The sequence below is a fragment of the Streptococcus oralis ATCC 35037 genome (genome assembly GCF_900637025.1).
Lineage (GTDB): Bacteria > Bacillota > Bacilli > Lactobacillales > Streptococcaceae > Streptococcus > Streptococcus oralis.
The window spans coordinates 947,002-973,992 of record NZ_LR134336.1 but is presented as its reverse complement, the minus strand read 5'-3'; the positions used below and the strand labels follow the sequence as shown (position 1 = coordinate 973,992).

Annotated in this window: 32 protein-coding genes; 15 read left to right on the top strand and 17 right to left on the bottom strand. The window is 39.4% G+C overall.

All coding sequences use genetic code 11. The annotated features are described in order from the left end of the window. The first annotated feature begins 14 nt into the window (after positions 1–14). From EL140_RS04985 to EL140_RS04925, 13 genes are all read left to right on the top strand, one after another. Positions 15–1,304 carry a hypothetical protein gene (locus EL140_RS04985; RefSeq protein WP_000411457.1) on the top strand — a complete coding sequence of 430 codons (1,290 nt, stop codon included), beginning with the start codon at positions 15–17 and terminating at the stop codon, positions 1,302–1,304. Positions 1,305–1,313: 9 nt separating this feature from the next. Continuing rightward, positions 1,314–2,408, top strand: a complete 1,095-nt coding sequence (locus EL140_RS04980) for an AI-2E family transporter (RefSeq protein WP_001055022.1) — start codon at positions 1,314–1,316, stop codon at positions 2,406–2,408. A 131-nt stretch (positions 2,409–2,539) separates the two neighbouring features. Then, a complete protein-coding gene (gene pynA, locus EL140_RS04975) occupies positions 2,540–3,232 on the top strand; it encodes a pyrimidine 5'-nucleotidase PynA (protein WP_001146400.1) in 693 nt (230 codons plus the stop codon). 61 nt (positions 3,233–3,293) lie between these two features. Then, positions 3,294–3,947, top strand: a complete 654-nt coding sequence (locus EL140_RS04970) for a uracil-DNA glycosylase (protein WP_001164853.1) — start codon at positions 3,294–3,296, stop codon at positions 3,945–3,947. A 9-nt stretch (positions 3,948–3,956) separates the two neighbouring features. Beyond that, positions 3,957–4,421: an NUDIX hydrolase gene (locus EL140_RS04965; RefSeq protein ID WP_001135768.1), complete on the top strand. Its 465-nt coding sequence runs from the start codon at positions 3,957–3,959 to the stop codon at positions 4,419–4,421. Positions 4,422–4,433: 12 nt separating this feature from the next. Further along, positions 4,434–5,702: a dihydroorotase gene (locus EL140_RS04960; protein WP_000924511.1), complete on the top strand. Its 1,269-nt coding sequence runs from the start codon at positions 4,434–4,436 to the stop codon at positions 5,700–5,702. Between the two features lie 41 nt (positions 5,703–5,743). Further along, positions 5,744–7,084 (top strand): MATE family efflux transporter, encoded by a 1,341-nt coding sequence (locus EL140_RS04955; RefSeq protein ID WP_000283624.1) that lies wholly within the window; start codon positions 5,744–5,746, stop codon positions 7,082–7,084. 179 nt (positions 7,085–7,263) lie between these two features. Next, the gene (locus EL140_RS04950) at positions 7,264–8,232 is read left to right on the top strand and encodes a thiamine pyrophosphate-dependent dehydrogenase E1 component subunit alpha (protein ID WP_000105349.1); all 969 of its coding nucleotides are present in this window, start codon (positions 7,264–7,266) and stop codon (positions 8,230–8,232) included. Between the two features lie 16 nt (positions 8,233–8,248). After that, on the top strand, positions 8,249–9,241 hold the full coding sequence (locus EL140_RS04945; RefSeq protein ID WP_000448714.1) for an alpha-ketoacid dehydrogenase subunit beta: 993 nt from the start codon (positions 8,249–8,251) through the stop codon (positions 9,239–9,241). A 448-nt stretch (positions 9,242–9,689) separates the two neighbouring features. Next, positions 9,690–10,733: a dihydrolipoamide acetyltransferase gene (locus EL140_RS04940; protein WP_000752719.1), complete on the top strand. Its 1,044-nt coding sequence runs from the start codon at positions 9,690–9,692 to the stop codon at positions 10,731–10,733. Between the two features lie 44 nt (positions 10,734–10,777). Continuing rightward, positions 10,778–12,484, top strand: coding sequence for a dihydrolipoyl dehydrogenase (gene lpdA / locus EL140_RS04935; protein ID WP_001162885.1), 1,707 nt, complete (start codon positions 10,778–10,780; stop codon positions 12,482–12,484). A 192-nt stretch (positions 12,485–12,676) separates the two neighbouring features. Further along, positions 12,677–13,666, top strand: a complete 990-nt coding sequence (locus tag EL140_RS04930) for a lipoate--protein ligase (RefSeq protein WP_000874011.1) — start codon at positions 12,677–12,679, stop codon at positions 13,664–13,666. A gap of 104 nt (positions 13,667–13,770) precedes the next feature. Further along, on the top strand, positions 13,771–14,412 hold the full coding sequence (locus tag EL140_RS04925) for a hypothetical protein (protein ID WP_000890071.1): 642 nt from the start codon (positions 13,771–13,773) through the stop codon (positions 14,410–14,412). 78 nt (positions 14,413–14,490) lie between these two features. Here EL140_RS04925 and xerS read toward each other — a convergent pair whose 3' ends face one another. The 16 genes from xerS to ylqF all read right to left on the bottom strand — a co-directional run bounded on the left by xerS (position 14,491) and on the right by ylqF (position 24,997). Then, on the bottom strand, positions 14,491–15,561 hold the full coding sequence (gene xerS / locus EL140_RS04920; RefSeq protein ID WP_000817856.1) for a tyrosine recombinase XerS: 1,071 nt from the start codon (positions 15,559–15,561) through the stop codon (positions 14,491–14,493). Between the two features lie 139 nt (positions 15,562–15,700). Then, positions 15,701–15,991 (bottom strand): hypothetical protein, encoded by a 291-nt coding sequence (locus EL140_RS04915; protein ID WP_001148764.1) that lies wholly within the window; start codon positions 15,989–15,991, stop codon positions 15,701–15,703. Next, the gene (locus EL140_RS04910) at positions 15,972–16,364 is read right to left on the bottom strand and encodes a coiled-coil domain-containing protein (protein WP_000439964.1); all 393 of its coding nucleotides are present in this window, start codon (positions 16,362–16,364) and stop codon (positions 15,972–15,974) included. Before EL140_RS04910 ends, EL140_RS04915 begins: the two co-directional genes overlap by 20 nt. Beyond that, positions 16,346–17,599, bottom strand: coding sequence for a type II toxin-antitoxin system RelE family toxin (locus tag EL140_RS04905; protein ID WP_000144639.1), 1,254 nt, complete (start codon positions 17,597–17,599; stop codon positions 16,346–16,348). Before EL140_RS04905 ends, EL140_RS04910 begins: the two co-directional genes overlap by 19 nt. Next, complete coding sequence (locus tag EL140_RS04900) at positions 17,599–18,021, bottom strand: hypothetical protein (RefSeq protein ID WP_001065607.1); 423 nt, start codon at positions 18,019–18,021, stop codon at positions 17,599–17,601. Before EL140_RS04900 ends, EL140_RS04905 begins: the two co-directional genes overlap by 1 nt. A 41-nt stretch (positions 18,022–18,062) precedes the next feature. Next, positions 18,063–18,272: a hypothetical protein gene (locus tag EL140_RS09740; protein WP_232007600.1), complete on the bottom strand. Its 210-nt coding sequence runs from the start codon at positions 18,270–18,272 to the stop codon at positions 18,063–18,065. Between the two features lie 126 nt (positions 18,273–18,398). Further along, entirely contained in the window at positions 18,399–18,842 is a 444-nt protein-coding gene (locus EL140_RS04890; protein WP_001065543.1) for a hypothetical protein, read from the bottom strand. Then, positions 18,843–19,067, bottom strand: a complete 225-nt coding sequence (locus tag EL140_RS04885) for a hypothetical protein (protein WP_001046261.1) — start codon at positions 19,065–19,067, stop codon at positions 18,843–18,845. Beyond that, positions 19,067–19,501 (bottom strand): hypothetical protein, encoded by a 435-nt coding sequence (locus tag EL140_RS04880; protein ID WP_001065611.1) that lies wholly within the window; start codon positions 19,499–19,501, stop codon positions 19,067–19,069. Before EL140_RS04880 ends, EL140_RS04885 begins: the two co-directional genes overlap by 1 nt. A gap of 41 nt (positions 19,502–19,542) precedes the next feature. Next, positions 19,543–19,908 (bottom strand): hypothetical protein, encoded by a 366-nt coding sequence (locus tag EL140_RS04875; RefSeq protein WP_000231744.1) that lies wholly within the window; start codon positions 19,906–19,908, stop codon positions 19,543–19,545. Further along, positions 19,908–20,351 carry a hypothetical protein gene (locus tag EL140_RS04870; protein ID WP_000606019.1) on the bottom strand — a complete coding sequence of 148 codons (444 nt, stop codon included), beginning with the start codon at positions 20,349–20,351 and terminating at the stop codon, positions 19,908–19,910. Before EL140_RS04870 ends, EL140_RS04875 begins: the two co-directional genes overlap by 1 nt. A 94-nt stretch (positions 20,352–20,445) precedes the next feature. Beyond that, positions 20,446–20,868 (bottom strand): hypothetical protein, encoded by a 423-nt coding sequence (locus EL140_RS04865; RefSeq protein WP_001065610.1) that lies wholly within the window; start codon positions 20,866–20,868, stop codon positions 20,446–20,448. Between the two features lie 150 nt (positions 20,869–21,018). Then, positions 21,019–21,765, bottom strand: a complete 747-nt coding sequence (locus EL140_RS04860) for a CPBP family intramembrane glutamic endopeptidase (protein WP_000827854.1) — start codon at positions 21,763–21,765, stop codon at positions 21,019–21,021. Between the two features lie 51 nt (positions 21,766–21,816). After that, positions 21,817–23,367, bottom strand: a complete 1,551-nt coding sequence (locus EL140_RS04855; RefSeq protein ID WP_000392580.1) for a ClC family H(+)/Cl(-) exchange transporter — start codon at positions 23,365–23,367, stop codon at positions 21,817–21,819. A gap of 12 nt (positions 23,368–23,379) precedes the next feature. Further along, positions 23,380–24,159: a ribonuclease HII gene (locus tag EL140_RS04850; protein ID WP_000207522.1), complete on the bottom strand. Its 780-nt coding sequence runs from the start codon at positions 24,157–24,159 to the stop codon at positions 23,380–23,382. After that, positions 24,146–24,997: a ribosome biogenesis GTPase YlqF gene (gene ylqF, locus EL140_RS04845; RefSeq protein WP_000201310.1), complete on the bottom strand. Its 852-nt coding sequence runs from the start codon at positions 24,995–24,997 to the stop codon at positions 24,146–24,148. The genes EL140_RS04850 and ylqF overlap by 14 nt, the downstream gene beginning before the upstream one ends. A 216-nt stretch (positions 24,998–25,213) precedes the next feature. Between ylqF and mazE the strand changes: the two genes are divergently transcribed. Beyond that, positions 25,214–25,429, top strand: a complete 216-nt coding sequence (gene mazE, locus EL140_RS04840) for a type II toxin-antitoxin system PemI/MazE family antitoxin (protein ID WP_001098942.1) — start codon at positions 25,214–25,216, stop codon at positions 25,427–25,429. After that, complete coding sequence (locus EL140_RS04835; protein WP_000560800.1) at positions 25,413–25,769, top strand: type II toxin-antitoxin system PemK/MazF family toxin; 357 nt, start codon at positions 25,413–25,415, stop codon at positions 25,767–25,769. Before mazE ends, EL140_RS04835 begins: the two co-directional genes overlap by 17 nt. A gap of 33 nt (positions 25,770–25,802) precedes the next feature. Here EL140_RS04835 and EL140_RS04830 read toward each other — a convergent pair whose 3' ends face one another. Beyond that, positions 25,803–26,981 (bottom strand): hypothetical protein, encoded by a 1,179-nt coding sequence (locus EL140_RS04830; RefSeq protein ID WP_000174746.1) that lies wholly within the window; start codon positions 26,979–26,981, stop codon positions 25,803–25,805. Between the last annotated feature and the right edge of the window lie 10 nt (positions 26,982–26,991).

Here is a 26,991-nt window from a genome sequence, read left to right as displayed (position 1 = left end):
TTGAAAGGTCTTTTATGGAAAAAATTCTATCTTTAGGTCTGACAGGTAGGAAATTACTTGCTCAGGGTTTCTTATTTGTTCTGCTAGGTCTTATCTTGATGGTTACGGGGACTTGGTTGCCAGTAACGGTTATTCGACTGGTTCTGTTTTTAGCTTGGATAGCAACGGTCTTAGATTTAGTATTACGTATTTTCAAAAAAAGTCAGTCAACGGACACCTTGGGAGTTGCACTGGTTAAATTGTTAGTGCTGGGATATTTGCTAGGCTCGAATCTTGCGACGGATGTGCCGATTTATATTTTGGCTCTTGTGATTGGAGTTTATCAGATTTTTCATGCTACTATCAACCTTGTCACCTATGTTCTCTACCGCAAAAACAAAATTCGACCTCGTTTTCGTCTCTTACTAGATGGACTCGTACTAGTTTTTCTTGGTGGGACTAGTCTTTTGTCCTCTACAGGAAATTCTGTCTTTCAACTCTTTGTATTAGGGGCTTATTTTTTCCTTTATGGTGTGTCCAATATCCGTGACGGTTTCTTGTTTGAGGAGGAAATTGGGAAAAACCATCTCAAACGTCGTGTAAGAATGAGCTTACCTATTGTCCTAGCCGCTCTCATCCCTGCAAGTACTTTAGCAAAAATCAATAAATTCATGCAGGAAAATGCTGATGAGAGAGAGGATATCCATCTTGGAATGGTGAAGTCTGGTAAGACAGCGGAGCTTGAAATTTTTGTTCATACAGCTGAGACCTCTCTGTTTTCGGCAATTGGTCATGTGGATATATGCTATCAAGGCCGTGTTATTTCTTATGGCAACTATGATCCGTCTTCTGAGATCTTATTTGGCATGGTAGGAGATGGTGTCTTATATTTCTGTGATCGTGACAAGTACATTGACCTATGTAAACGTGAGAGTCAAAAAACGCTTTTTGGTTATGGGATAGATTTGACGCCTGAAATGGAAAAAGCAGTTCAGAAAAAGTTGGCTGAATTGAAACAACTGACGATTCCATGGGAGCCAAGTGCAGATAAAATCATGACAGGTGATGGTAAGGAAGACTACACCTACGCTTATAAAATCAGACATGAGACAGATGGGGAACTTTATAAATTTATCAAATCTAAGTTTAAATCCTACTTTGTCTTATCTACAAACTGTGTGCTCTTGGCTGATACCATAGTCGGTCAGGCTGGCACCGATATCCTCTCACCCAAAGGATTTATCGCTCCAGGAACTTACCAAGCCTACCTTGATCGAGAGTTTGAAAAACCAAATAGTATAGTCGTATCTAAACATGTTTATTAAGGAGAATTTATGAACTTAGTTAAAAAATATACCCCGTTAATCCTTTTTATAGGGCTGGTTGCTCTTGTAATTCTGAATGCATCGAGCTTTATATCAGGAGCAATCTCTCTCTTTGATGTAACATCAACCTTGATTTATGGTGCTGTTATTGCTTTTGTGCTTAATGTTCCTATGAAAAAAATTGAACAGTTCCTAGTTAAAATGAAGGTAAAGGCAGAGTTGTGTCGTCCTATTGCCATGGTTCTTGTTTTCCTAGCTCTTATCTTGATCGTGATTGGTCTTTTGGTTTTGATACTGCCAACCCTATCTCAGACTATTAGTCAGCTGGGAACAGTCCTTTCAACTGTCCTCACTAAACTTGGGAAATTGCTAGACAGCTCGGAATTTGTAACCAAAGACATGTTGTCAACTATCGTATCAGGCATACAGGGAGAATCTAGTTCTATTAGCCAAGCTTTGATAGGTTTTTTATCAGGTCTGACTAGTAATATCGGCAATATTTTTTCAAGTTTGATGAATGCTTTCCTGATTATAGTCTTCACATTTTCATTTTTATCTAGTAAGGAACATTTGGCTGAGATGACGAGTCGACTTCTAAAAGTTTTACTTCCAGAGAAGGTGGTGATAAAGTTGACTTACGTTGGACAAGTAGCACTAGAGACTTATGACCAATTTTTGATGAGTCAGCTGATTGAAGCGGTTATAATAGGAGTTATGGTAGCGGTTGGCTATAGCCTATTTGGCCTACCTTATGGGGTAATGACAGGTATCTTTGCAGGAGTGCTATCGTTCATTCCTTATGTAGGGCCTATGATTGCTTGTGTTGTGGGAGCGATTTTTATCTTCACAGTGAGTCCTACTCAAGCCTTACTTTCCATTCTTCTATATCAAGTTATACAGCTGATTGAAGGAAACCTTATTTATCCTAGAGTTGTAGGTCAGTCTATTGGTTTGCCAGCTCTTTTCACACTTGCAGCAGCTAGTATCGGAGGCAATCTCTTTGGCTTACTTGGGATGATATTCTTTACACCGATATTTGCTGTTATCTATCGATTGGTTAAGGAATTTGTCGTTGCAAAGGAAAATCAGCTAGATAAAAAATAAATTTAATGAGACTTGTTAAATAAATTATCTGTGTGAAAGAAGAAAATAAAATAATTACTTGGACTTTGTCTCTTTTCCTGTTTTGAAGGTTCATGAGACTATTTTATCTCCTTAGAAAGGAAAACTTCAAATTGCCCTACAAATTTCTACTCTTCGACCTTGACCACACCTTGCTTGATTTTGATGCTGCTGAGGATGTGGCTTTGACGCAACTTCTAAAGGAAGAAGGAGTTGCGGACATTCAAGCCTATAAAGACTATTATGTTCCTATGAACAAGGCTCTCTGGAAGGAGTTGGAGCAAAAGAAAATCAGTAAACAAGAGCTGGTTAACACGCGCTTTTCTCGTCTATTTGCGCATTTTGGACAGGAAAAAGACGGTAGGTTACTTGCTCAGCGTTACCAATTTTACTTAGCCCAACAGGGACAAACTCTTTCGGGTGCTCATGAACTCTTGGACAGCCTCATCGAACGTGATTATGATTTGTATGCTGCGACAAATGGGATTACTGCCATCCAGACGGGTCGTCTGGCTCAATCAGGTCTGGCTCCCTATTTCAACCAAGTCTTTATCTCTGAGCAGTTGCAAACGCAAAAACCTGATGCACTATTCTATGAAAAAATTGGTCAACAGATTACTGGATTTTATAAAGAAAAGGCCCTGATGATTGGAGATTCTCTAACCGCCGACATTCAAGGTGGCAATAATGCTGGAATTGATACTATCTGGTACAACCCTCATCGCCTTGAAAATCACACACAAGTCCAGCCAACTTATGAAGTCCATTCTTACCAAGACTTGCTGGATTGTTTAGATAAACTGTAAAAAGTGGTTTAGATAGCCACTTTTTGCTATAATAGAGGCAGTAAAAATGAAGGAGTTGGCGATGCAACACTCATCATGGCATGCTTTGATTAAGGAGCAATTACCTGAAGGTTATTTTGGGAAAATCAATCAATTTATGGAACAGGTCTATGCTCAGGGAACTGTTTATCCACCTAAGGAAAAAGTTTTTCAGGCTCTCTTGACTACACCGCTTGAAGAAGTGAAGGTGGTGATTCTAGGGCAAGACCCCTATCACGGGCCAGGTCAAGCGCAGGGTTTGAGTTTTTCTGTACCTGACTCAATCCCAGCTCCGCCGTCCTTGCAAAACATTTTAAAAGAATTGTCAGATGATATCGGCGTTAAGAAATCTCATGATTTGACGTCTTGGGCTGAGCAGGGAGTCTTGCTTCTCAATGCTTGCTTGACGGTTCCTGCTGGGCAGGCCAATGGTCATGCTGGGCAGATATGGGAGCCATTTACAGATGCTGTGATTCGGGTTGTCAATAATCTAGACAGACCTGTAGTCTTTGTACTCTGGGGTGCTTATGCACGCAAGAAGAAGGCCTTGGTTACCAATCCTCACCACTTGGTTATCGAATCAGCCCATCCTAGTCCTTTATCGGTTTATAGAGGATTTTGGGGTTCCAAGCCTTTTTCCAAGGCCAATGCATTCTTAAAAGAGACAGGACAAGTGCCAATCGATTGGTTTAGATAAGGAGAGAATATGCCTCAGTTAGCGACGATTTGCTACATTGATAACGGAAAAGAACTGCTCATGCTCCATCGCAATAAGAAGCCCAACGATGTCCATGAAGGCAAATGGATTGGTGTGGGTGGAAAGCTAGAGCGAGGTGAGACTCCACAGGAATGTGCAGCGCGTGAAATCCTCGAAGAAACAGGGCTCAAAGCCAAGCCAGTACTTAAAGGTGTTATCACTTTTCCTGAATTTACGCCAGATTTAGACTGGTACACCTATGTTTTTAAGGTGACAGAGTTCGAGGGTGACTTGATTGACTGCAATGAGGGGACCTTAGAATGGGTTCCCTATGATGAAGTCTTAAGCAAGCCAACTTGGGAGGGTGATCACACCTTTGTTGAGTGGCTTTTAGAAGATAAACCTTTCTTTTCAGCAAAGTTTGTTTATGATGGGGATAAATTGTTGGATACCCAAGTTGATTTCTATGAATAAAGGAGAAAGCAGATGCTACTAATCAAAAATGGTCGTGTAATGGATCCCAAGTCTGGTTTGGATCAAGTGTGTGATGTTTTAGTGCAAGATGGGAAAATTGTCAAAATAGCTGCCGAAATCAAGGAAGAAGGAGCAGAGCTAATTGATGCTACGGGCCTTGTTGTTGCGCCTGGACTAGTCGATATCCATGTTCATTTCCGTGAACCTGGTCAAACTCATAAAGAAGACATTCATACTGGGGCCCTAGCAGCCGCTGCAGGTGGCTTTACAACCGTTGTCATGATGGCTAATACTAGTCCAACCATTTCGGACGTAGAGACTTTGAAAGAAGTTCTCCAGTCTGCTGCCAAGGAAAAGATTAACGTCAAGACAGTTGCGACTATTACCAAGAACTTTAATGGCCAAGACTTGACAGACTTTAAGGCTCTTTTAGAAGCTGGAGCCGTTGGTTTTTCAGATGATGGAATTCCGCTTGAAAGTAGTAAAGTGGTTAAGGAAGCAATGGTAGAAGCCAAAAAACTCAATACCTTTATCTGCCTTCATGAGGAAGATCCAGGTTTGAATGGAATTCTTGGCTTTAACGAAAACATCGCTAAAGAACATTTCCATATCTGTGGAGCGACAGGAGTGGCTGAGTACGCTATGATTGCGCGCGATGTTATGATTGCCTATGCAACCAAGGCCCATGTTCACATTCAGCATTTGTCTAAGGAAGAAAGTGTCAAGGTGGTGGAGTTTGCTCAAGGACTAGGTGCGCAGGTCACAGCAGAAGTAGCGCCACAGCATTTCTCTAAGACAGAAGCTCTTCTTTTAACTCAAGGAAGCAATGCCAAAATGAATCCTCCACTTCGTTTGGAGTCAGACCGTCGTGCCGTTATCGAAGGTCTCAAGTCAGGTGTTATCACAGTTATCGCAACGGACCACGCGCCTCACCATGCAGATGAGAAAAATGTTGAAGATATCACCAAAGCACCATCTGGTATGACAGGTTTGGAAACCTCTCTTTCTCTTGGTTTGACTTATTTGGTGGAAGCTGGTGAGTTGAGCTTGATGGAATTGCTAGAAAAAATGACTGTCAATCCAGCCAAGCTTTACAACTTTGAAGCAGGTTACTTGGCTGAGAATGGTCCAGCGGATATCACTATCTTTGACGCTAAGGCTGACCGCCTTGTGGACTCCCATTTTGCGTCAAAAGCAGCTAATTCCCCATTTATCGGTGAAACTTTAAAAGGGCAGGTTAAATATACCATCTGCAAGGGACAAATTGTCTACCAAAACTAGATGGGATTCTGCTCTAGAAACTATAAGAATAGAGAGCGTATATGTATCCAACCCATCAATTTAAAGACAAGTTTGTCTTATTTCTTAAGATATTTTTCCCTATTCTGATCTATCAATTTGCCAATTATTCTGCCTCTTTTGTTGATACAACCATGACTGGGCAGTACAATACCATGGACTTGGCAGGAGTATCAACTGCAACGAGTCTATGGAACCCTTTCTTTACTTTTTTAACAGGGATTGTTTCGGCCATGGTTCCCATTATAGGCCATCATCTGGGACGGGGCAAAAAGGAGGAAGTGGCATCTGACTTTTACCAATTCATCTATTTAGCTTTCGGACTGTCTTTGGTCTTGCTTGGAATGGTAGTATTTTTAGCCCCCCCTGTCTTAAACAACATCGGACTAGAAGTTCAAGTGGCGGCAGTTGCAGTTTCCTATCTTTGGTACCTGTCTATTGGAATTATTCCCTTGTTGCTGTTCAGTGTCATTCGCTCTTTGTTGGATTCTCTTGGATTGACCAAGCTATCTATGTACCTCATGCTCCTATTACTTCCGCTCAATAGTGGTTTTAACTATCTTTTGATATATGGAGCTTTCGGTTTCCCTGAGCTTGGTGGCGCAGGAGCAGGGCTAGGAACTTCACTAGCCTATTGGGTTTTATTGGGTATTTCCCTGCTTGTTTTGTTCAAACAGGAAAGATTAAAAACGTTACATCTTGAAAAACGGATTCCATTCAATATAGATAAAATCAAGGAAGGTGTTCGGTTAGGTCTACCAATCGGAGGAACCGTATTTGCGGAAGTGGCTATTTTCTCCGTGGTGGGACTAATCATGGCTAAGTTTTCATCACTCATCATCGCTAGCCACCAGTCAGCTATGAACTTTTCGAGCCTCATGTACGCTTTCCCCATGAGTATTTCCTCTGCTATGGCGATTGTTGTGTCTTACGAGGTGGGGGCTAAACGTTTTGAGGATGCAAAAATCTATGCTCGTATAGGGAGAGTAACCGCCCTTATTTTTGCAGGTCTTACCCTGTCTTTTCTCTACATTTTTAGAGATCGTGTAGCAAGTTTATATGGAAATGACCCTCAGTTCATTGAAACAACTGCTGTATTTCTAACCTACAGTCTCTTTTTCCAGCTAGCTGATACCTTTGCGGCTCCGCTCCAAGGAATTTTAAGAGGGTATAAGGACACTATCGTTCCTTTCTATCTTGGTCTAATCGGGTATTGGGGAGTAGCGATACCTCTAGGATACCTACTAGATCAGGTAATTGACTTAGGGGCATTTGCTTACTGGATTGGGTTAATTGCCAGCTTGATTGTTTCTGGTTGTTTGTATCAATGGCGTTTGAAAACCGTAATGAAAAGATTGAGCTAATTTTAAGAAATTATCCTGAAAAAACAACTTTGTGAAAAAATGCTCTAACTAGAGAGAATCCCTGTTTTAACAGGGATTTATTTTTTTATATTGTGAAATTTTATTAGCCATATACTTTGACAGTGTATACTAAAAAAGGTAAAATAGTAAGGTAAGAACAAAGTTAGAAAGGCAAGATTATGTCAACTTTAGATAAGAATCTTTTGCTAGAGATGTTCCGTAAGATGGAAGAAATCCGTCGCATGGACTTAAAAATTGCTCAGTTAGTGAAAAAGGGGAAAGTTCCCGGTATGACTCACTTTTCTGTCGGAGAGGAAGCTGCTAACGTCGGAGCAATGCTGGCTCTTAATCCAGATGATCTGATTACCTCAAATCACCGTGGACACGGGCAAGCTATTGCTAAGGGGATTGACCTTAACGGAATGATGGCTGAAATCCTTGGAAAATACACTGGAACCTGTAAAGGAAAAGGTGGTTCTATGCACATCGCCGACCTAGATGCTGGGAACCTCGGTGCAAATGGTATCGTAGGTGGTGGTATGGGAATCGCTGTCGGTGCAGCCCTCAGTCAGCAAATGCAACATACTGGTAAAATCGTTGTCTGCTTCTTTGGAGATGGCGCGACCAACGAAGGTGTTTTCCACGAAGCAGTGAACATGGCTTCTATTTGGAAACTTCCTGTTATTTTCTACTGCATTAACAACGGTTATGGAATTTCTGCGGATATCAAGAAAATGACCAATGTAGAGCACATCCATCAACGTAGTGCTGCTTACGGAATTCCTGGAATGTTTATCGAAGATGGAAACAATGTCATCGATGTCTATGAAGGATTTAAGAAAGCAGTAGATCATGTTCGTGGTGGCAATGGCCCAGTCTTGATCGAAAGTGTAACCTATCGCTGGCTTGGTCACTCATCATCTGACCCTGGTAAATATCGTACCCGTGAAGAAGTGGAATTGTGGAAACAAAAAGACCCAATCGAAAACCTTCGCAAATACCTCATTGAAAACAATATTGCAAGTGCAGAAGAATTGGAAGAAATTCAAGCACAAGTCAAGGAAGCAGTAGAAGCTTCTGTTAAATTTGCAGAAGAAAGCCCATTCCCACCACTAGAATCAGCATTTGAAGATATTTACGCAGACTAAGGAGAAAGAGATAAAAATGGAAACAAAAACAATGTCGTTCCGTGACACCATTATCCTTGCTATGTCTGAGGAAATGCGTCGCGATGAAAATGTATTCTTGATGGGAGAAGACGTCGGTGTCTTCGGAGGAGACTTCGGAACTTCTGTTGGAATGCTCGAAGAATTTGGTCCAGAACGTGTCCGTGACTGTCCGATTTCTGAAGCTGCCATCTCGGGAGCAGCAGCAGGAGCAGCCATGACAGGACTTCGTCCAATTGTCGATATGACCTTCATGGACTTCTCGGTTATTGCCATGGATAATATCGTCAACCAAGCTGCTAAAACACGTTATATGTTTGGTGGTAAAGGTCAGGTTCCAATGACTGTCCGTTGTGCAGCTGGTAACGGAGTTGGTTCTGCGGCCCAGCACTCGCAATCTCTAGAGTCTTGGTTTACACACATCCCTGGTCTCAAGGTTGTAGCTCCAGGTACGCCTGCGGACATGAAAGGACTGCTCAAGTCTTCTATCCGTGATAACAACCCAGTTATCATCCTTGAATACAAGTCAGAATTTAACCAAAAAGGGGAAGTGCCAGTTGATCCAGACTACACAATCCCACTTGGAGTTGGTGAAATCAAACGTGAAGGTACAGATGTAACAGTCGTTACTTATGGTAAAATGCTTCGCCGTGTGGTTCAAGCTGCTGAAGAATTAGCAGAAGAGGGAATTTCAGTTGAAATTGTGGACCCACGTACCCTCGTTCCACTTGATAAGGATATCATCATTAACTCAGTGAAGAAGACTGGTAAGGTCGTTCTGGTCAACGACGCCCACAAAACAAGTGGCTATATCGGAGAGATTTCAGCTATTATTTCAGAATCAGAAGCATTTGACTATCTAGATGCACCAATCCGCCGTTGTGCAGGAGAAGATGTGCCAATGCCTTACGCGCAAAACCTTGAAAATGCAATGATTCCAACAGTTGAAAGCATCAAAGATGCAATCCGTAAGACTTATAACAAAGAATGATATCACATAAATTAAATTATGTAAAATTTTAATTTTTTTAACTTTAGTAACTTGAGTTATGTTTTGTATCCAAGTTGTATATAAAGTTGCGACAGTTTTTTGACGAATCAATCATATTCGACAAAAAACTTAGTAAGTCTACTAGGTTGACCGCCTAATAGCGGCAACCGTAGTAACTTGAGACGCGTTTCGTGTCCAAGTTACTTGTAGAGTTGAACACGGGCTAAAAGCTCGGAAAAAAGATAAATCTCCTTGGCTTCATCGAAGCCAGCGTCGATTTCCTATTTTTCGGTCGCTTTTAAACGCCCTTTGCATCATGTAATTGAATTCGGACGGAGGTCTGTGAAAAAAATATAGATTTCCTTGTGTTCATCGAACACATCGTCAATCTCCTATTTTTTCATTGCCCTCTTCGTCCTTAATATCTTAGTATAGAATTGGAGAGGTCATGGCTGATGACAAGCTAAGAGCGACTCCTGCGGCTAGAAAGTTAGCGGATGATCTAGGGATCAACCTCTACGACGTTTCTGGCTCAGGTGCAAACGGTCGTGTCCACAAAGAAGACGTGGAAACTTATAAAGACACAAATGTGGTTCGCATTTCGCCACTTGCAAAACGAATTGCCCTCGAACATAACATTGCTTGGCAGGAAATCCAAGGAACAGGTCATCGTGGTAAAATCATGAAGAAGGACGTTTTGGCCTTACTTCCTGAAAATATCGAAAACGACACCATCAAGTCTCCTGCTCAAATCGAAAAAGTGGAAGAAGTTCCAGACACTATCACTCCTTATGGTGAGATTGAGCGTATTCCAATGACACCAATGCGTAAGGTTATCGCACAACGTATGGTTGAATCTTACCTAACTGCGCCAACTTTCACACTCAACTATGATGTCGATATGTCAGAAATGTTGGCTCTTCGTAAGAAGGTTCTTGAGCCAATTATGGAAGCGACTAGTAAGAAGACTACTGTAACAGACCTTCTTTCACTCGCTGTTGTGAAAACATTGATGAAACACCCATACATCAACGCTTCATTGACAGAAGACGGCAAGACCATTATCACTCATAACTATGTCAACCTTGCGATGGCGGTTGGGATGGATAACGGATTGATGACGCCTGTTGTCTATAATGCTGAAAAAATGAGCTTGTCAGAGTTGGTTGTTGCCTTTAAGGATGTAATTGGTCGTACCTTGGATGGTAAATTGGCTCCAAGCGAACTGCAAAATTCAACCTTCACAATTAGTAACTTGGGAATGTTTGGCGTTCAGTCCTTTGGTCCGATTATTAACCAACCAAACTCAGCTATCCTCGGAGTTAGCTCAACAGTTGAAAAACCTGTAGTTGTCAATGGTGAAATTGTTATTCGTCCTATCATGAGCCTTGGTTTAACTATTGACCACCGTGTTGTAGATGGTATGGCTGGTGCTAAGTTTATGAAAGACTTGAAAGCCTTAATTGAGAACCCAATCTCAATGTTGGTTTAAGTTAGCTATTGTTATTTTAGAGTTTTAGATAAAGGAAGTAAGACATGGCCTTAGAAGTAATTATGCCAAAAGCCGGCGTGGATATGACAGAAGGACAAATCGTCCAATGGAATAAGAAAGTCGGTGAATTTGTAAAAGAAGGAGAAATCCTTTTGGAAATCATGACTGACAAAGTCAGCATGGAATTGGAAGCAGAAGAAGATGGGTACTTGATTGCCATCCTCAAAGGAGATGGTGAAACTGTCCCAGTGACTGAAGTTATCGGTTACCTTGGTGAAGAAGGGGAAAATATCCCAACAGCTGGAGCTGCTGCGCCAGAATCAAAACCTGTACCTGCAGCTAGTGCTTCAAACGACGACGGCAAGAGCGATGATGCCTTTGATATCGTTGTGATTGGTGGAGGTCCTGCTGGATATGTAGCAGCCATTAAAGCTGCTCAACTCGGTGGTAAGGTTGCCCTTGTTGAGAAATCTGAACTCGGTGGAACCTGCTTGAACCGTGGATGTATCCCAACTAAGACCTACCTTCACAACGCTGAAATCATCGAAAACATCGGTCATGCAGCAAACCGTGGTATTGTCATTGAAAATCCAAACTTCACTGTAGATATGGATAAACTTTTAGAAACTAAATCTAAAGTTGTCAATACCTTGGTAGGTGGTGTTGCGGGTCTTCTTCGTAGCTACGGAGTTACTGTTCATAAGGGTGTTGGTACAATCACTAAAGACAAGAATGTCTTGGTAGATGGTTCTGAATTGCTTGAAACCAAGAAAATTATCCTTGCTGGTGGTTCAAAAGTCAGCAAGATTAACGTCCCTGGTATGGAATCTCCACTTGTGATGACCAGCGATGATATTCTTGAAATGAACGAAGTTCCAGAAAGCCTCGTAATCATCGGTGGTGGGGTTGTCGGTATCGAACTCGGCCAAGCATTCATGACATTTGGTTCAAAAGTAACTGTTATCGAAATGATGGACCGTATCGTGCCAGCTATGGATGCGGAAGTGTCTAAGAATCTTCGCTTGATTTTGGAACGCAAAGGTATGACTATCTTAACAGGTACAAAATTGCAAGAAATCATCGAAGAAAATGGTCAACTTCGTATCAAGATTGAAGGAAAAGACGACATCATCGCTAGCAAAGCTCTTCTTTCAATCGGTCGTGTGCCAGACCTCGAAGGAATTGGCGATGTTGAGTTTGAGTTGGATCGTGGACGTATCAAGGTCAACGAATACATGGAAACTTCTGTTCCAGGTATTTACGCACCAGGTGACATCAACGGTACTAAGATGTTGGCGCACGCAGCCTTCCGCATGGGTGAAGTTGCTGCTGAAAATGCCCTCAAAGGAAATCATGCTGTTGCCAAATTGAACTTGACTCCTGCAGCCATCTATACTCTTCCTGAAGTAGCAGCAGTAGGTTTGACTGAAGAACAAGCGCGTGAGAAATACGATGTAGCCATCGGTAAATTCAACTTTGCAGCCAACGGTCGTGCCATTGCATCTGATGCTGCTCAAGGTTTCGTAAAAGTTATCGCTGATAAGAAATACGGGGAAATCCTTGGTGTGCACATCATTGGTCCTGCAGCCGCAGAATTGATTAACGAGGCATCAAGCATTATCGAAATGGAAATCACTGTTGAGGAAATGCTGAAGACCATCCACGGACACCCAACCTACTCTGAAGTTATGTACGAAGCATTTGCGGATGTTCTAGGAATGGCTATCCATTCACCAAAGAAAAATAAATAAGATTTTCAACTAAATTTTCTTAAAGTAGTACGGGACGGCAGCGACCTCTATTAGAGTTCCATGCCTAAAAGTTGAGCCTCTTGTCTCAATTTTTCCGAGAAATGTAACGATAACACGTTACATTTCTTTTTACCACTTTAGAAAATTGGATTGCTATGAACAGAATTTAAAAACTAAATTTTTGGAAATACTATGAAATATATTATCAATCATTCAAACGACACTGCATTTAATATCGCCTTGGAAGAATATGCGTTTAAACACTTACTAGGTGAGGATCAAATCTTCCTTCTTTGGATTAACAAACCTTCTATCATTGTTGGTCGTCATCAGAACACCATCGAAGAAATCAACCGTGATTATGTTCGAGAAAATGGCATTGAGGTAGTCCGCCGTATCAGTGGTGGTGGAGCTGTTTATCACGATCTGAACAATCTCAACTACACCATCATTTCAAAAGAAGATGAAAACAAGGCCTTTGACTTCAAGAGCTTCTCAACTCCAGTTATCAATACCTTGGCTCAACTAGGCGTTAAAGCTGAGTTCACAGGCCGTAATGACCTTGAGATTGATGGCAAAAAATTCTGTGGCAATGCCCAAGCCTATATCAATGGGCGTATCATGCACCATGGTTGCTTGCTCTTTGACGTTGATTTGTCAGTCCTTGCTAATGCCCTCAAGGTTTCAAAAGATAAATTTGAATCAAAAGGTGTGAAATCCGTCCGTGCTCGTGTCACAAATATTGTCAATGAATTACCAGAAAAAATCACAGTTGAAGAATTCCGCGATTTGCTATTGGAATACATGAAAAAAGAGTATCCAGAGATGACTGAATACGTTTTTTCTGAGCAAGAATTGGCCGAAATCAATCGTATCAAGGATAACAAGTTCGGTACTTGGGACTGGAACTACGGTAAATCACCTGAATTTAACGTCCGTCGTGGAACAAAATTCACTAGTGGTAAGGTTGAAGTTTTTGCCAACGTCATTGAATCAAAAATCCAAGATATCAAGATTTACGGTGACTTCTTTGGTATCGAAGACGTTGCAGCTGTAGAAGATGTCCTTCGTGGTGTGAAATACGAACGCGAAGATGTCCTCAAAGCACTAGAAACTATTGACATCACACGCTACTTTGCTGGTATAAGCCGTGAAGAAATAGCTGAAGCAGTAGTGGGGTAAGGAAAAAGAATCCATTTATGATGGATTCTTTTATTAGGGTTAAACTTAATAATCATGCTGATTAGATTATAATAGTGATGAAAAATGAAAAGGAGTTATTCATTATGTTAGAAATTCCAGTAGAAAGTCTTAATCTATTTGAACAGTTAGACCGCAATGTTGCTGCTTTTTATAGAAATGAGGAAATTTCTCAAACTGAAAGTTTAAATATAAGCATCACACAAGAACATTATGATAAGAAATACAAAGAGCTTCAGCCTTTAGGATACCAGGCTGTTCAAATACCTTTAGGAATGGCTTTAGATAATGTAATCCAGCAAGCATATTTCCAAAATCTCATAATTGGCGGTCTTCTGCCCGATGAAATCAAAGTAAACAAAGAAGACTTAATGCCTTTGAAAGATATTGTTGATAGTTTTTGTATTATGTATGCTGCAGCGAATAACCGACTAGAACATAGTAAGGCTTATGAATTTATGAAAGATAAGACAGTATTCTTTATTGGTAAACTGTTAACTGACGATCTTAAAAATGGTGACGAAATTTCGTATATGGGAATCGAAAGAGAATCAGCTGATGGTACTTCTTATGAAGCAGTAAAATGTTTTCTAACTAAAGAGAGTGCTGAACAGTACAATGATTCAAAAAAACCAGTAAGCCCAGCAAATCTAGCCTATCTGCAAGCCTTTTGGGGTAAACCAGTAATTATAGAGCCTCACCGTAACTACTGGATTGAGTTTAAATAAATAAAAAACGAAAGATAAAGGAATTGGTCTTTCGTTTTTTAGCAATAGTTGCTTTACATAATTTATAATATGTAACAATCATAAACTATCTAAAGCATTCTTTTGTTCATCATTGACGATATGGGTATAGAGGTCAGTGACTTGTGTACTGGCATGTCCTAGCTGATGGCTGACCAAAACTTGCGATTTAGTAGCATCATAGAGCCTAGTCGCCAGGGTATGGCGTAGTTTGTGTGGAGTTACACGGACTTTGAAGTCCTCAGAGTACTTAGCAACCATCTTTTCAACACTAGAAGCATCAATACGATTGGGAACGCCTCGATATAAGGTCAAAAAGAGAGCTGTATCTGTCTTTTCCGTCTTATAGCGTTGATTTCGAATGGCTAGATAATTCTCTAGGTAAGGCTTAGCAAAAGCAGCGACATTGACAGAATCACGTTTCCCCCCTTTTCGAGTGACATCGATCACCATCATTTTGAGATTAAGGTCCCTTAGATCCAAATTAACAGCTTCAGATAAGCGGACACCAGACGCCAAGAGAAGGGCAATAATGGCTAAATCACGTTCTTTGTTCTTATTAAATGATGAGAGAGCGCGATTTGAGAGCTGTTGTGGGTACTCCTGATCGATATAAGTTAGAAAACCTTCTGTTTCATCACCTAGAAAGAGTTTTTGCTTGATGTTTTCAGCTCTAGCAGCAAGTGTTTCTTTCTTTTTCTTGGTTGAAACTTTCTTCATTACATTACGATAGAAATAGGGTTCTCCCAGGTCGTTTTCAACCTCCTCTGTTAGATACTTGTAAAGACTAGAAAGTGCTGATAAGGTCCGATTGATGGTCGTCTGAGATACACCTTGCTTGGTTGTATTAGCATTCAGCAATGGACGTTCACGTAGATATAGGATAAAAGCTTCCATATCTTTCTTAGACATATTTTCCAAGACAGATAAAGGAATATCAGACATTTTATCAGCATTTGAAATTCCAGACTCTAAAACCCAGCTGAAAAATCGATCGTATTCCTTGAGATATTCGTACAAGGTTGTAAAACTGTAGGGCACAGCAAGCTTGGATTGGTAGTATTCCAGAACATACCAGGGCATGATTTGTTTTAGTTTGTCGATTCGTTCCAGTAAAATCTCACGTTTCATGTATTTTCTCCATAATTAAGTCTACTAGTAGTATAGCATAGACTCATATATTTTTCAAGAAAATTATAGTTTTTCGGAAAGATGATATAAGAAACTTTTAAAATATCTAACTTTATCCCATTCACTCTGAACCATTTTATTAAATTTCATCATACTTGAGTAACATATTAGGAATCTTTTCTTCAAGACTCTTGCGAACTTTTCCTCGTATTGCAGTGTCCATTTGGCTGTTTATGCTTGTGATAGTTGATTTGGTTTCTGTAGCAATTTTCTTAGCTGTCTTACTAAAGTTTTCTTTTAATTTATTTTTTGCTGTTATTGCTATCTTTGCTTCCGCAATGATTCGGTTTCTTTCCATCATTCGATACATTTGTTTCAGTGCATATTGATATTCTTCATCTGTGTAGTATTCATTCATTGGTGCTTGCATAATCTCTCCTTAGTTTGTGAAATTCTTCCTCTAATTCATTTCTTTTTTTGCGAAACTCGTTATCGTTTTTTTCTCTCTCATTTTCGAGTTTAATTCTATGTTCTCGGTATACTTGTTCCGAAAAGTGTCTCAGATTTTCTATTTCTGTAAAGTAGTCTCTAACATCATCAGCAGTTGATGAAAATTTTCTCAAGACTTGATACATTTTATCAACTTCATCAGACATCAGTTTTTCTAAATTTGCATTTCGTTCGTCTAGATCAAGGGCTTTATCATCGAGTTCTTTCTTTTGTTGATAATATTGTTCTTCTAGATTAAACAGTTCTCTCTCTTTCTCTCTAATTTCCTCCCATTTCACATCTTTTCTTTCCATTGTCTGAACTCCTTGGCAAATTGTGTGTCTGTTGCTACTGTTTTTTCAATGACATCCTGTAATTGTTTGTCTAACTGTTCAAATGCTTGAGCGGAAGCATTCATCTTAGTGACTGTTTGTGTTGTCTCTGCCTGAAAAGTATCGATAAACTGTGCTTGAGTGATACCTTGGCTAGCAAAAATGGCCTCAACCTCATAGGGAGCCAAAGCTGTGTAGCTTGTAAAGTCGATCTTGGACCAAATTTCTTGTAATTCTTGATTGGCTTTTTTTGCTAAGGCGCTCACTTCATCAGCTCCAGTTCTGGCTGCTGTAGCCATTGATGATGATAAGATCGAACCTTGAGCTGCATCTAAGTATATTTCCTCAGAACTACTAATTCCATTCTTTGACCATTTTGATTTCAAGTCCTTGTAGTGAGCCATTCCTCGGAGACTGTTGGCATAAGCTCTATAAACGCCACTAATTAAGGGTTTTCCACCTTTACCATCAACAACTTGACCAGTTACAGGATCAAACTCCCAGTCCTCAATTTTATGGCTAGATCCATCAAGCCAGTATATTGTATCAGGCATTTTTAAAAAGGATTTATTAAATAATTCAGGGTGATTGAAATCATTCCAACGGACTACGTCATCATGTTTTTTACGGTAATCAATAAACATAGCTGGATTTTTATCAATAAATGCTTTTTCCTCGTTAGAAAGTGAAGGATAAAAAAACCAGGCGTTGAAAGTTGTCGTAGGTATGCGGTATTTAGCTCCTACCTTTAGCATATAAGCCCCTTGTGAATATCCAGATAGTTGACTGACTTCATATCTAGGGTCTTCCATAATTTCTTTTACAAATCGGTCTGCTAGAAAATATTGGGGAGATAAGGATGTTTCTCTTTCTGCAACCGCAGTTGCGACATCAATCTTAGTAGGACTATCAGGATCCGTTCCTGCAGCAATCACAGCTACGTTTTTATAATCGGGTTCACCATTGACAATTGGTGCAACGGCTAGTCCATCAAAACCTGTTCCTGGGTCAGACTTAGTCGCAACAACACGGAATTCTTGACCATCTGAGGTGGTTATTGTGTTGGTTTTTTCTAAATCGCCAGGAGATATATTTTCAATTAGATTTGAATTAACATAAGTTCTACCTTTACGTTTAGCGAATTCAAGATTTACACTATATACAGCATAATCTCTATTCAAATTGTTTAACTGCTCATCTGTATAGGAAAATGTCATCATTGTTCTCCTGTGCTATTATCTGAATATGTAACAATTACTTTAAAGTTGGTCACTCCTTTGTAATTGTTAAGGAATTGCCTTTTTTCATTGGTCAATGATCCTTGATAATTCTTTTTATCATGTAGTCCATGGCCTATCCTATACTTAGTTTTTCTTTCATCATTAAATTTGATTTCGACATCACAAGACCATGATCCCGGTGGGTTTGTATAATCAGGATTTGTAATTTTAATCTCTTCTATCCCTTGGTAAGAATTTTTTAAGGCATTGACCAGACTAACTTCATACTCTCTATTTCGACGTTCTTCTTGGGATTTCCCTAACATGCTAAACATAAACATACCTCCTGCTGTGATAATTGCGAGTGACAAAACGATTAGTAATCTTTTATGACTCTTTTTGATGCCAGAATTATTCATTTAAGATTTCCTCCTTTTTCTTATTATACTATAAGATTAGTCTATATTACACTATAATAAGAAAAAGTTGCTTTACATCTGTCAGTCTTAGTAGGATTCCCAGGGTCCGTGCCAGCAGCAATCACAGCTATACTTTTATAATCGGGTTCACCGTTGACTATAGGAACTACTGCCAAACCATCAAAACCTGTTCCTCGGCGTGACTTAGTCGCGACAACACGGAATTCTTGACCATCTAGTGTTGGTTTCATTTTCATTTTTTGGAATATCTGTCACAAATTTCTTTTTATTTCTATCTGAAAACTCTTTATTAACACTATAAACAGCAAAATCTTGATTTAGATTATTCAATTGTTTATCAGTATAATTAAATACCATTACTGTTCTCCTGTTTCACCATTTGAATATTGCACTAATACAGTAGATTCTGTTTTACCAATGTGTTTTTTTAGTTTCAACCACTGTTGATTAATTTCTTCATCAGTATTTCCTTTCATAAGGCCATCGTGGTTTTCTTTATAAGTTAATCTGTGATTAATTCCATAAGTTATCATTTGATTATCACTGAACTTTATTTCAATATCACAAGACCATGATCCTGGCTTCTCACTATAATAAGGTTCCGTAATCTTAATCTCTTCAATCCCTTCATAGGAATTCTTTAAGGCATTGACAAGACTAACTTCATACTCTCTATTTCGACGTTCTTCTTGAGATTTCCCTAACATAGTAAACATAAAAACACCTCCTGCTGAGATGATTGCAAGTGACAAAACGATTAGTAGTCTTTTATAACTTTTATTAATGTCAGAATTATTCATTTAAGTTGTTCTCCTTTTTCTTATTATACTATAAGAACGGAATTCTTGACCATCGGAGGTGGTTATTGTGTTGGTTTCACCTTTTTTTAACTCGTTATCTGATTTAGCAGTAACAATATTTGTTCGATTTTCTTTACGCTGTGCGAACTCAGTATTAACACTGTAAACATTCGGACCTTGATTCAATTCATTAAGTTGTTTATCTGTATACATGTATTTATTCATCATAGCTCCCCTTCTGAACCATTCGAATAATTAACTTTAACTTTTGACTTAGTAGAACCTCGTCTAGAATTTAAAAAATGCTGAAATTCTTCATCATCGTTATTATATACACCAATTCTAATTTTATTCGATTTTATATCAAAAGCTAAAACATGTTCCTTAGATGTTCCATCAAAAAATTTTAGTTTAACATCAGCTCCCCAAGCATCTGAAGGAATTGAGCTGTACGAGGGATTCGTAATTGTTATCTCTTCAATCCCTTCATAGGAATTCTTTAAGGCATTGACAAGACTAACTTCATACTCTCTATTCCGACGTTCTTCTTGAGATTTCCCTAACATGCTAAACATAAAAATACCTCCTGCTGTAATAATTGCGAGTGACAAAACAATTAGTAACCTTTTATAACTCCTTTTGATGCCAGAATTATTCATTTAAGTTGTTCTCCTTTTTCTTATTACACTATAAGATTAGTCTATATTACACTATAATAAGAAAAAGTTGTTTTACATCTGTCAATCTTAGTAGGACTATCAGGATCTGTCCCAGCAGCGATCACAGCTATACTTTTATAATCGGGTTCACCGTTGACTATAGGAACTACTGCCAAACCATCAAAACCTGTTCCTCGGCGTGACTTAGTCGCAATAACACGAAACTCTTGACCATCGGAGGTGGTTATGGTGTTAGTCTCTTCGAAATCAGATGAAGAAGGATTCGGATTAGGAGCTTCTGTAACCAAAGGCTTTTTATTTTTCTCAGCGTATTCGGCATTGACACTGTATACATTCTTCCCTTGGTTTAATTCATTAAGTTGTTTATCAGTATAATTAAATACCATTACTGTTCTCCTGTTTCACCATTTGAATAAATCACTTTTACATTGTTTTCTGTAATTCCATGATGGCTTGTTAAATATTGATTATCATCTTTTCGAGAACTATTTTGAAAATCTCTACTTCTTATTTCGTTATTTTGTTTATTAAATGCGATTATATAACTTAGTTGTTTGCTGTCAGAGAAAAATATTTTAACTTTTGCGCCCCAAGCATCAGACGGAATTGATGCATATGAAGGGTCTGTTATATGTACCTCCTCAATCCCTTCATATGAATTCTTTAAGGCATTTACCAAACTAACTTCATACTCTCTATTTCGACGCTCTTCTTGAGATTTTCCTAACATACTAAACATAAAAACACCACCTGTTGTGACAGTTGCGAGTAGAAAAACTATGAATAATGGTTTATAGCTTTTTCTTAATCTGTCTTTACTCATTATCATTTCCTCTTTATCTCAGCATATTCATCATTGACACTGTATACATTTTTCCCTTGATTTAATTCATTAAGTTGTTTTTCTGTATAATTAAATACCATTACTGTTCCCCTCTTTCTTTGTTAGAGTATGTAACCGTAACTGTATTAGTTGTTATTCCTTTTCTTCGGTTAAGAAAATCTCGCTGTCCATAAGTCATACGACCATTGTAATTTTCTATCTCATCTAGGTTATGTGGAATTCCATAGAATATTTTTTCCCCATCTTCAAACAAAATATCAACCTTACAAGACCAGTCACCAGGAGGGTTCGTATATGTTGGATTGGAAATTTTGATTTCTTCTATCCCTTCATAGGAATTCTTTAAGGCGTTTACCAAACTGACTTCATATTCTCTATTTCGACGTTCTTCTTGAGATTTCCCAAACAACCTAAACATAAAAATAGCTCCTGCTGTGGTGGTTGCGAGTAACAAAATGATTAGTATTCTTGTATGACTTTTTTTAATTCCAGAATTATTCATTTATGCTTTTCTCCTTTTTCTTATTATACAATATTCTAATCATTCTTTACAAAGTAGGGGGTAAAAATCATACTATATACTGAAAAATAGATTTCTAATTCTTAAAAAACCAAATCTTTTTTGATTTGGTTTTGAAGATTTATATTAATTTTATTTATACCGATTATACTCATCTTTTTTATGTATTACCATATAGCAGGATACCAATATGACGAAAATTTTGATTAGGTAGGTTTCGTATCGATTAGTATCTATGGTTAGCTGAGACAAGACATTAATGATCGAATGTGTCATAACGCAAATCCAGAGATTCTTTGTTTTGATATAAAGAGCTGAGAGTATGAAAGAATTCGTCAGCAATCCAAATAAAAACGGTAGAATTTGCAGAGTTGCTAGGGAACCATCTATGTAAAAGAACAACAGATGCCAAATTGCCCAGCTGAAAAAGGTTAGGATTGTTGAGTAAAAATATGGTAGCTTCTCTTGTAAGATTGGTTGAAAAACATATCGCCATCCAATCTCTTCTATACCGCCAAAGACAATAAATTTGAAGAACATCAAAAATGGGAGATACCAGCTAAATTCTACTATTTGCCCACCAAACATTAGAAAAGAAAAATCAAGGACAATAAGGAAAAAAGATAATAAATAATGTTTGTAACTGGTATGAATGTTAAAAAAATCGTTAACGATCTTCTTATAAGGAATATGAAAATAGTGATTTGCAACAATTATTCCCCAAAGAGCTGAGGAAATCCCACCAACAATGATTCCTAAAATAGTTAATAGATTGGAATGAACAGAAAAATGATTCAAGAGAAAGAAAAGGAGACAAGCTGATATTATTTGGCTAAAAGTGCCCAGCAAATATACTGCAATTGCCTTATTTCTTTTCATAGAGAATCCTTTCAATGATATTTTACGTAAAATAAATTATGTAAACAGAACTTATAACAACAAATCTTTGACTTTTCCAATTTCACTTTTTGGAATCACCAGGTGAATCATATCACCCAGATACATTCTAGTTGAGCCGTTAACTGTTTGGCTCTTGCCATTATGGACTTGGGTGGTAATGAGTACGTTATGTGGCAAGTTGAGCTCGTGAACCTGTTTTCCAGCGATTTTGTCAGACACAGGGATTTCTATGAGGGTGACTTCTCCCTCGTCTGTTGCTTCTTCTGGTAGCATTTTTTCTAGCATGGCCTCATAGACTGGCGCACCTTTAAGTAAATCCATGATGATATAGGCAACTAGGGTTACCAATCCAAGTGGCATGAGATTGCGAATGTCACCTACCATTTCGGTTACCAGAATCATAGCGGTTAAGGGAGCTTTAGATATTGCTCCAAAGTAGCCACTCATTCCCAGAATGACAAATATAGGGAATTGCTCCTGACTGACAAGTCCAAGATTGACACAAATGACACCAACTAGGGCACCAAGTAAGGAACCAAGCGCCAAAATTGGTAGGAAGATTCCTCCTGGGAGGCCACTTCCATAGCTAATCATGCTCCAAACAAAGCGAATCAAAAAGTAAGCTAATAGAACTTGAAAACTAAAATTTTGCTCAGTTAGGGAAAGAACAAGCTGATTTCCACCACCAAGGATTTGTGGCAAGAAAATCCCGACTGGTATGATAAGGATAAAGGCTAGGATTGGATAATAAGCTTTATCCAAATGGATTTTTTGACCAATCCACTCATAAACTCGACCAACATTGAGTACAGCTTTCTCATAGAAAAAACCAGAAAGTCCGAGAAAAACTCCCATAAGGAGGTAAATCCAATACTGGTCTAGGTTCATGAGAGGAATGTTGTCTGGCATATCCAGTACGGGTGTTAAGCCAAATATGAGCAGAGAAACAAAGTTTGCTACGAGACTGGCTGCTAGAGTTGAGACCCAGAAAAATCGTGAAAAATGGTGATAGACTTCCTCCACAACAAAGAGGAGACCTGCAATCGGTGCATTAAAGGCAGCGGCTAAACCTGCAGCAGCTCCACTGGCGATCAGGGAACGTTCCTCTACTGGGCTGGATTTGAGCCAATTGGCAATGCCTTTACCACCGACCGCTCCAAGTTGAATACTTGGCCCTTCTCGACCTAGCATAAGGCCACTGGCAATAGCAAGAATACCTAATACATATTTCTTCCAGAGGACACTCCACCAGTTAAGAGTCATCAGTCCCTTTAGTTCGGCTTCGACTTGAGGAATTCCTGAACCCTTGATATCTTTTTCTGACCGAGTTAGTTTCGCACTAAGCCAGCAAACGAATACATAAAATAGGCCAATGATAAAAAGATTGCGCACTAGGTGCGCTTGATCTTGATAGAGTCCTTGTAGCAGGTGGAAGCCCTTTTCGATTAAGAAACGAAAGGATCCGACGATTAGACCGACGACGAGACCAACAATGATTCCTCGTCCAACTTGGGATAATATGGTACTTGAGGCAAAGGCAAATTCTTTCTTGGAACTGAGTGTTTCTGACTGTTCCTCCATAATCATTTCCTCTTACTTGTCTTTCTTAATTGAAACCAGTGTTTTGACTGGTTCAAAACTGGTTCGGTGAATTGGGGTGACACCTAGTTTTTCCAGTCCTTCTAGGTGTTTAGCTGTTCCATAACCTGCATTAGCTGTAAAATCATATCCAGGATATTGCTGATCATATTCCTTCATCAATTCATCCCGTGTCACCTTGGCTACTATAGATGCAGCTGCGATTGAGAGAGAGTTGGCATCTCCTTTGATGATTGCTGTTTGGGGAATCGACAACTCCAGTTTCATGGCGTCTATCAAGAGGTGCTCAGGTTTCGGACTGACCTGGGAAATTGCTTCCTTCATGGCCAGCTTGGTTGCTTCATAGATATTGACTTGGTCGATGACCTGATTATCCATGATACCAATACCGATTGCCAAGGCTTGATCTTGAACAGCATGATAAATTTCCAAATGTTTCTTTTTGGGGATCTTCTTGCTATCGTTGAGGCCTCTAATCTTACAATTTTTCGGCAAGATAACGGCTGCAGCGACTACAGGTCCAGCAAGAGGACCACGGCCAACCTCGTCAACACCTGCAATTAGAGTCAATCCTTGCTTATAAAGTTCTTTTTCATAAGAAAGCATAGTTTCCAGGCGAAGGTCTTCATCCAGTTCAGCCTGAATGGCTTTTTTACGTTTGCTGATTTCCTTTTGAACCCCAGAACGAGGATCCTTTTCCAGTTCAAGAAAAAGGGGATTGTCTAATTCTTTGACAGTGGCAAGAAGTTCTTTGATTTCTTTAATCGTCGTCATCGATGTCGTCCAATGTATCTAAGGTGTAGTTACCGAGCTTTCCATCACGGACTTCCTTGACGAAGAGGCTGTAAAAGCGGTCGTAATCATCTCGGAAACCGAGAGCACGGGTCATATCCATGATGATAACAGGTGCTTCTTCTTCTATCTTCATTTGTTTGAAGCGTTCAGCTAGCTTTTCTGGATAATGTTTTTTGAAATAATTGAGACCAAAAATGGTCACTTCATCCATTGGGAGTAGTTGATCTTTAATTGCTCCAGTCAAGGCTAGTTTCAAAGCAACGGTTTCGTCTTCAAATTTAGGCCAGAGAATCCCTGGTGTGTCTAAAATTTCAAGGTCTTTGTTGGTTTTGAGCCACTGTTGCCCCTTGGTAACACCTGGTTTATTGCCGACAACTGCAATCTTTTTCCCAGCCAAACGGTTCATGAGAGTTGACTTACCGGCATTTGGAATTCCGATAATCATGGTCCGCAAGGTTTCGATCTTGATACCTCGTTCTTTCTGGCGTGCAATCTTATCAGCCATGAGCTTTTTAGCAGCATCTGTCACAACTTTTACAGTTACTTGCTCTTTGGAGTTGATAGCCAGAGTTTGGATTCCCTGTGATTCAAAATACTGACGCCATTCTTTGGTCATTGCTGGGTCTGCTAGGTCAGCCTTGTTCAAGATCAAGAGTTTAGGTTTATCACCCACAATCTTGGTTAACATAGGATTTTGACTAGATAAAGGTAGCCGAGCATCCACCAAAATCGTCACAAAATCAACAAACTTAAGATTCTCCTGAACTTGCCGCCGAGCCTTAGACATGTGACCCGGAAACCATTGAATAGTAGCCATAATATTTTTCCCCTTCCGACTAAAAAAAACGTAGTAAAAACGTTTTCTTTCTTACTACCTATTCTATCATAAATGAGGAACTTTTGCACAGGCTTTGACCACAATAAATGACAAATAGTATAGGTACGAAACATCCTTGATGCCAGTCACGATTTACTTGACTTTTTTTGCTAACAGGTATATACTTAGTGTATACTAATTCGTGGAGGTAGAGCGATGAATACAGTAAAGACTCGGAAGGTAGGGAATTCTCTCACTGTGACTATTCCTAAAAATTTGGGGATGACAGAAGGTCAAGAAATGGTTGTCTACAAAGGGATTGACGGAGTCATTGTCTTAGCTCCAAAACTGAAAGATCCTTTTGATGGGATTACTGATTTGAGAATGACAAATGATTTTGAAGGGGTAAGGTCACTTGATAGCGAAATCTGACTATATTCCTGAAAAGCAGGATATCATTTGGCTGGACTTTGATCCATCAGTCGGTCGAGAAATCCAGAAACGGCGACCTGCCTTGGTCGTTTCTAGGAGAGAATATGCCTTGCAAACTGGTTTTGTGGCTGTCTGTCCTATCACTCACGGCCAACGTCGTTTGGCAGAAAAAGGCTTGCTCGTTCCTGTCTCTTCGGACAAGGTAGATGGCGCTGTCAATCCATTTCAACTGTATACCTTTGATTTTCGGATGCGTAATGCTCAAAAAATAACAAGAATGGACACGCAGTGTTTTCAGAAAGTCGTCCAACTTTACCAGTACATATTTGGAGATACTTAAATCCTACCATGCATAGACAAGGTAGGATTTTTTCTATATGAGTAACCTATTTAAGAACGGATGAAGACAATTGAGGAGAATCCCTCTAATCCAGCTTTCTTGTGCTGATGATAGATGCTCTGCTTGAAGGCATTCTTTTAGAAAATCGCGGACTTGTTCTGGTGCAATTTCAAACTCAAAGGCTTTCATCTTGTAGAAAAAATCGATGAGATGCTCAGATAAGTATTCATCTGAAAAGAGTACTTCTCCACTTTTTCGATATTCTAATAGAAGCCGAGAAAATCTAGCTTTTTCATCAGGCAAATCCCGAAAATAAGAATTAAGAAGCCAAGTCTGCTTCTGCTTTCGTTCAATCGGATCCTGACCTGCAATCCGCTGATCCTTTTCCAGCTCCTTTTGGTTTTGCTTAGCCTTGATAGCCCGTTCGTCTCTATTTTTTCCAAAGAGGATTTTTTCCCATTTTCGTTCTTCTTGGGTCAAGGTTTCTGTAAAGCCAAAGTAATCTTGATAGGCTCGTTCTGCAGGTCCCATGGCAAGAATGAGGTTGTCAGCGTATTGCTTGGCGATTTTATCTCTTTTCTTGCGTTCTTTCTCTGCTTGAATCCGTAGATGCTGCTCGTAGTCGATTTTCTCCTTGCCTAGTTTGACAAGGTAGAGTTGTTCATCGGTCTTACCAAGTAGAAAAGGTTTGATACACTTTTCCAGCACTTCTTCCATACGAGCCTTCTTCTTTGGCTCTGCCTTGGTCCAACTTCCGCCTTGAAAGACCTCTAGGAAGAGCTGATAGTCTCTCTCAGGCGCAAAATGATTGCCACGATTGGCTTTGAAAACACCTTTTTCCCAAAACCATTTTAAAAGTCGTTCGTCAAAGTCGCTTTTATTGACCTTGATTTTTTCCTTTTTCTGAGCCTTTCTGGTTAGGTTTTCAAGTTTTCTGAGAAGCTTGTCTTCCTCTTCCAGTTGCTGATCGAGGATAATACGATGAAAATGACGGACGCAGTCACTACCGATTGGAAAGAGGCGTTGGCCTGTGACACCATTAAAGAGTTCGTAGGCGTATTTTATGGCATTCCCGCAAACACAATTACTACGGCCAATGCCATTAAAAATCAAGGAAACTTCATTCCATTCCTTGGTAGCTTGATCCCAAGTATCGGCTTTTGAAGCCTGTAAAACCGCATCGTGCAGGGATTTTCTAACTGGAAGTGTCATGAGGTCTCCT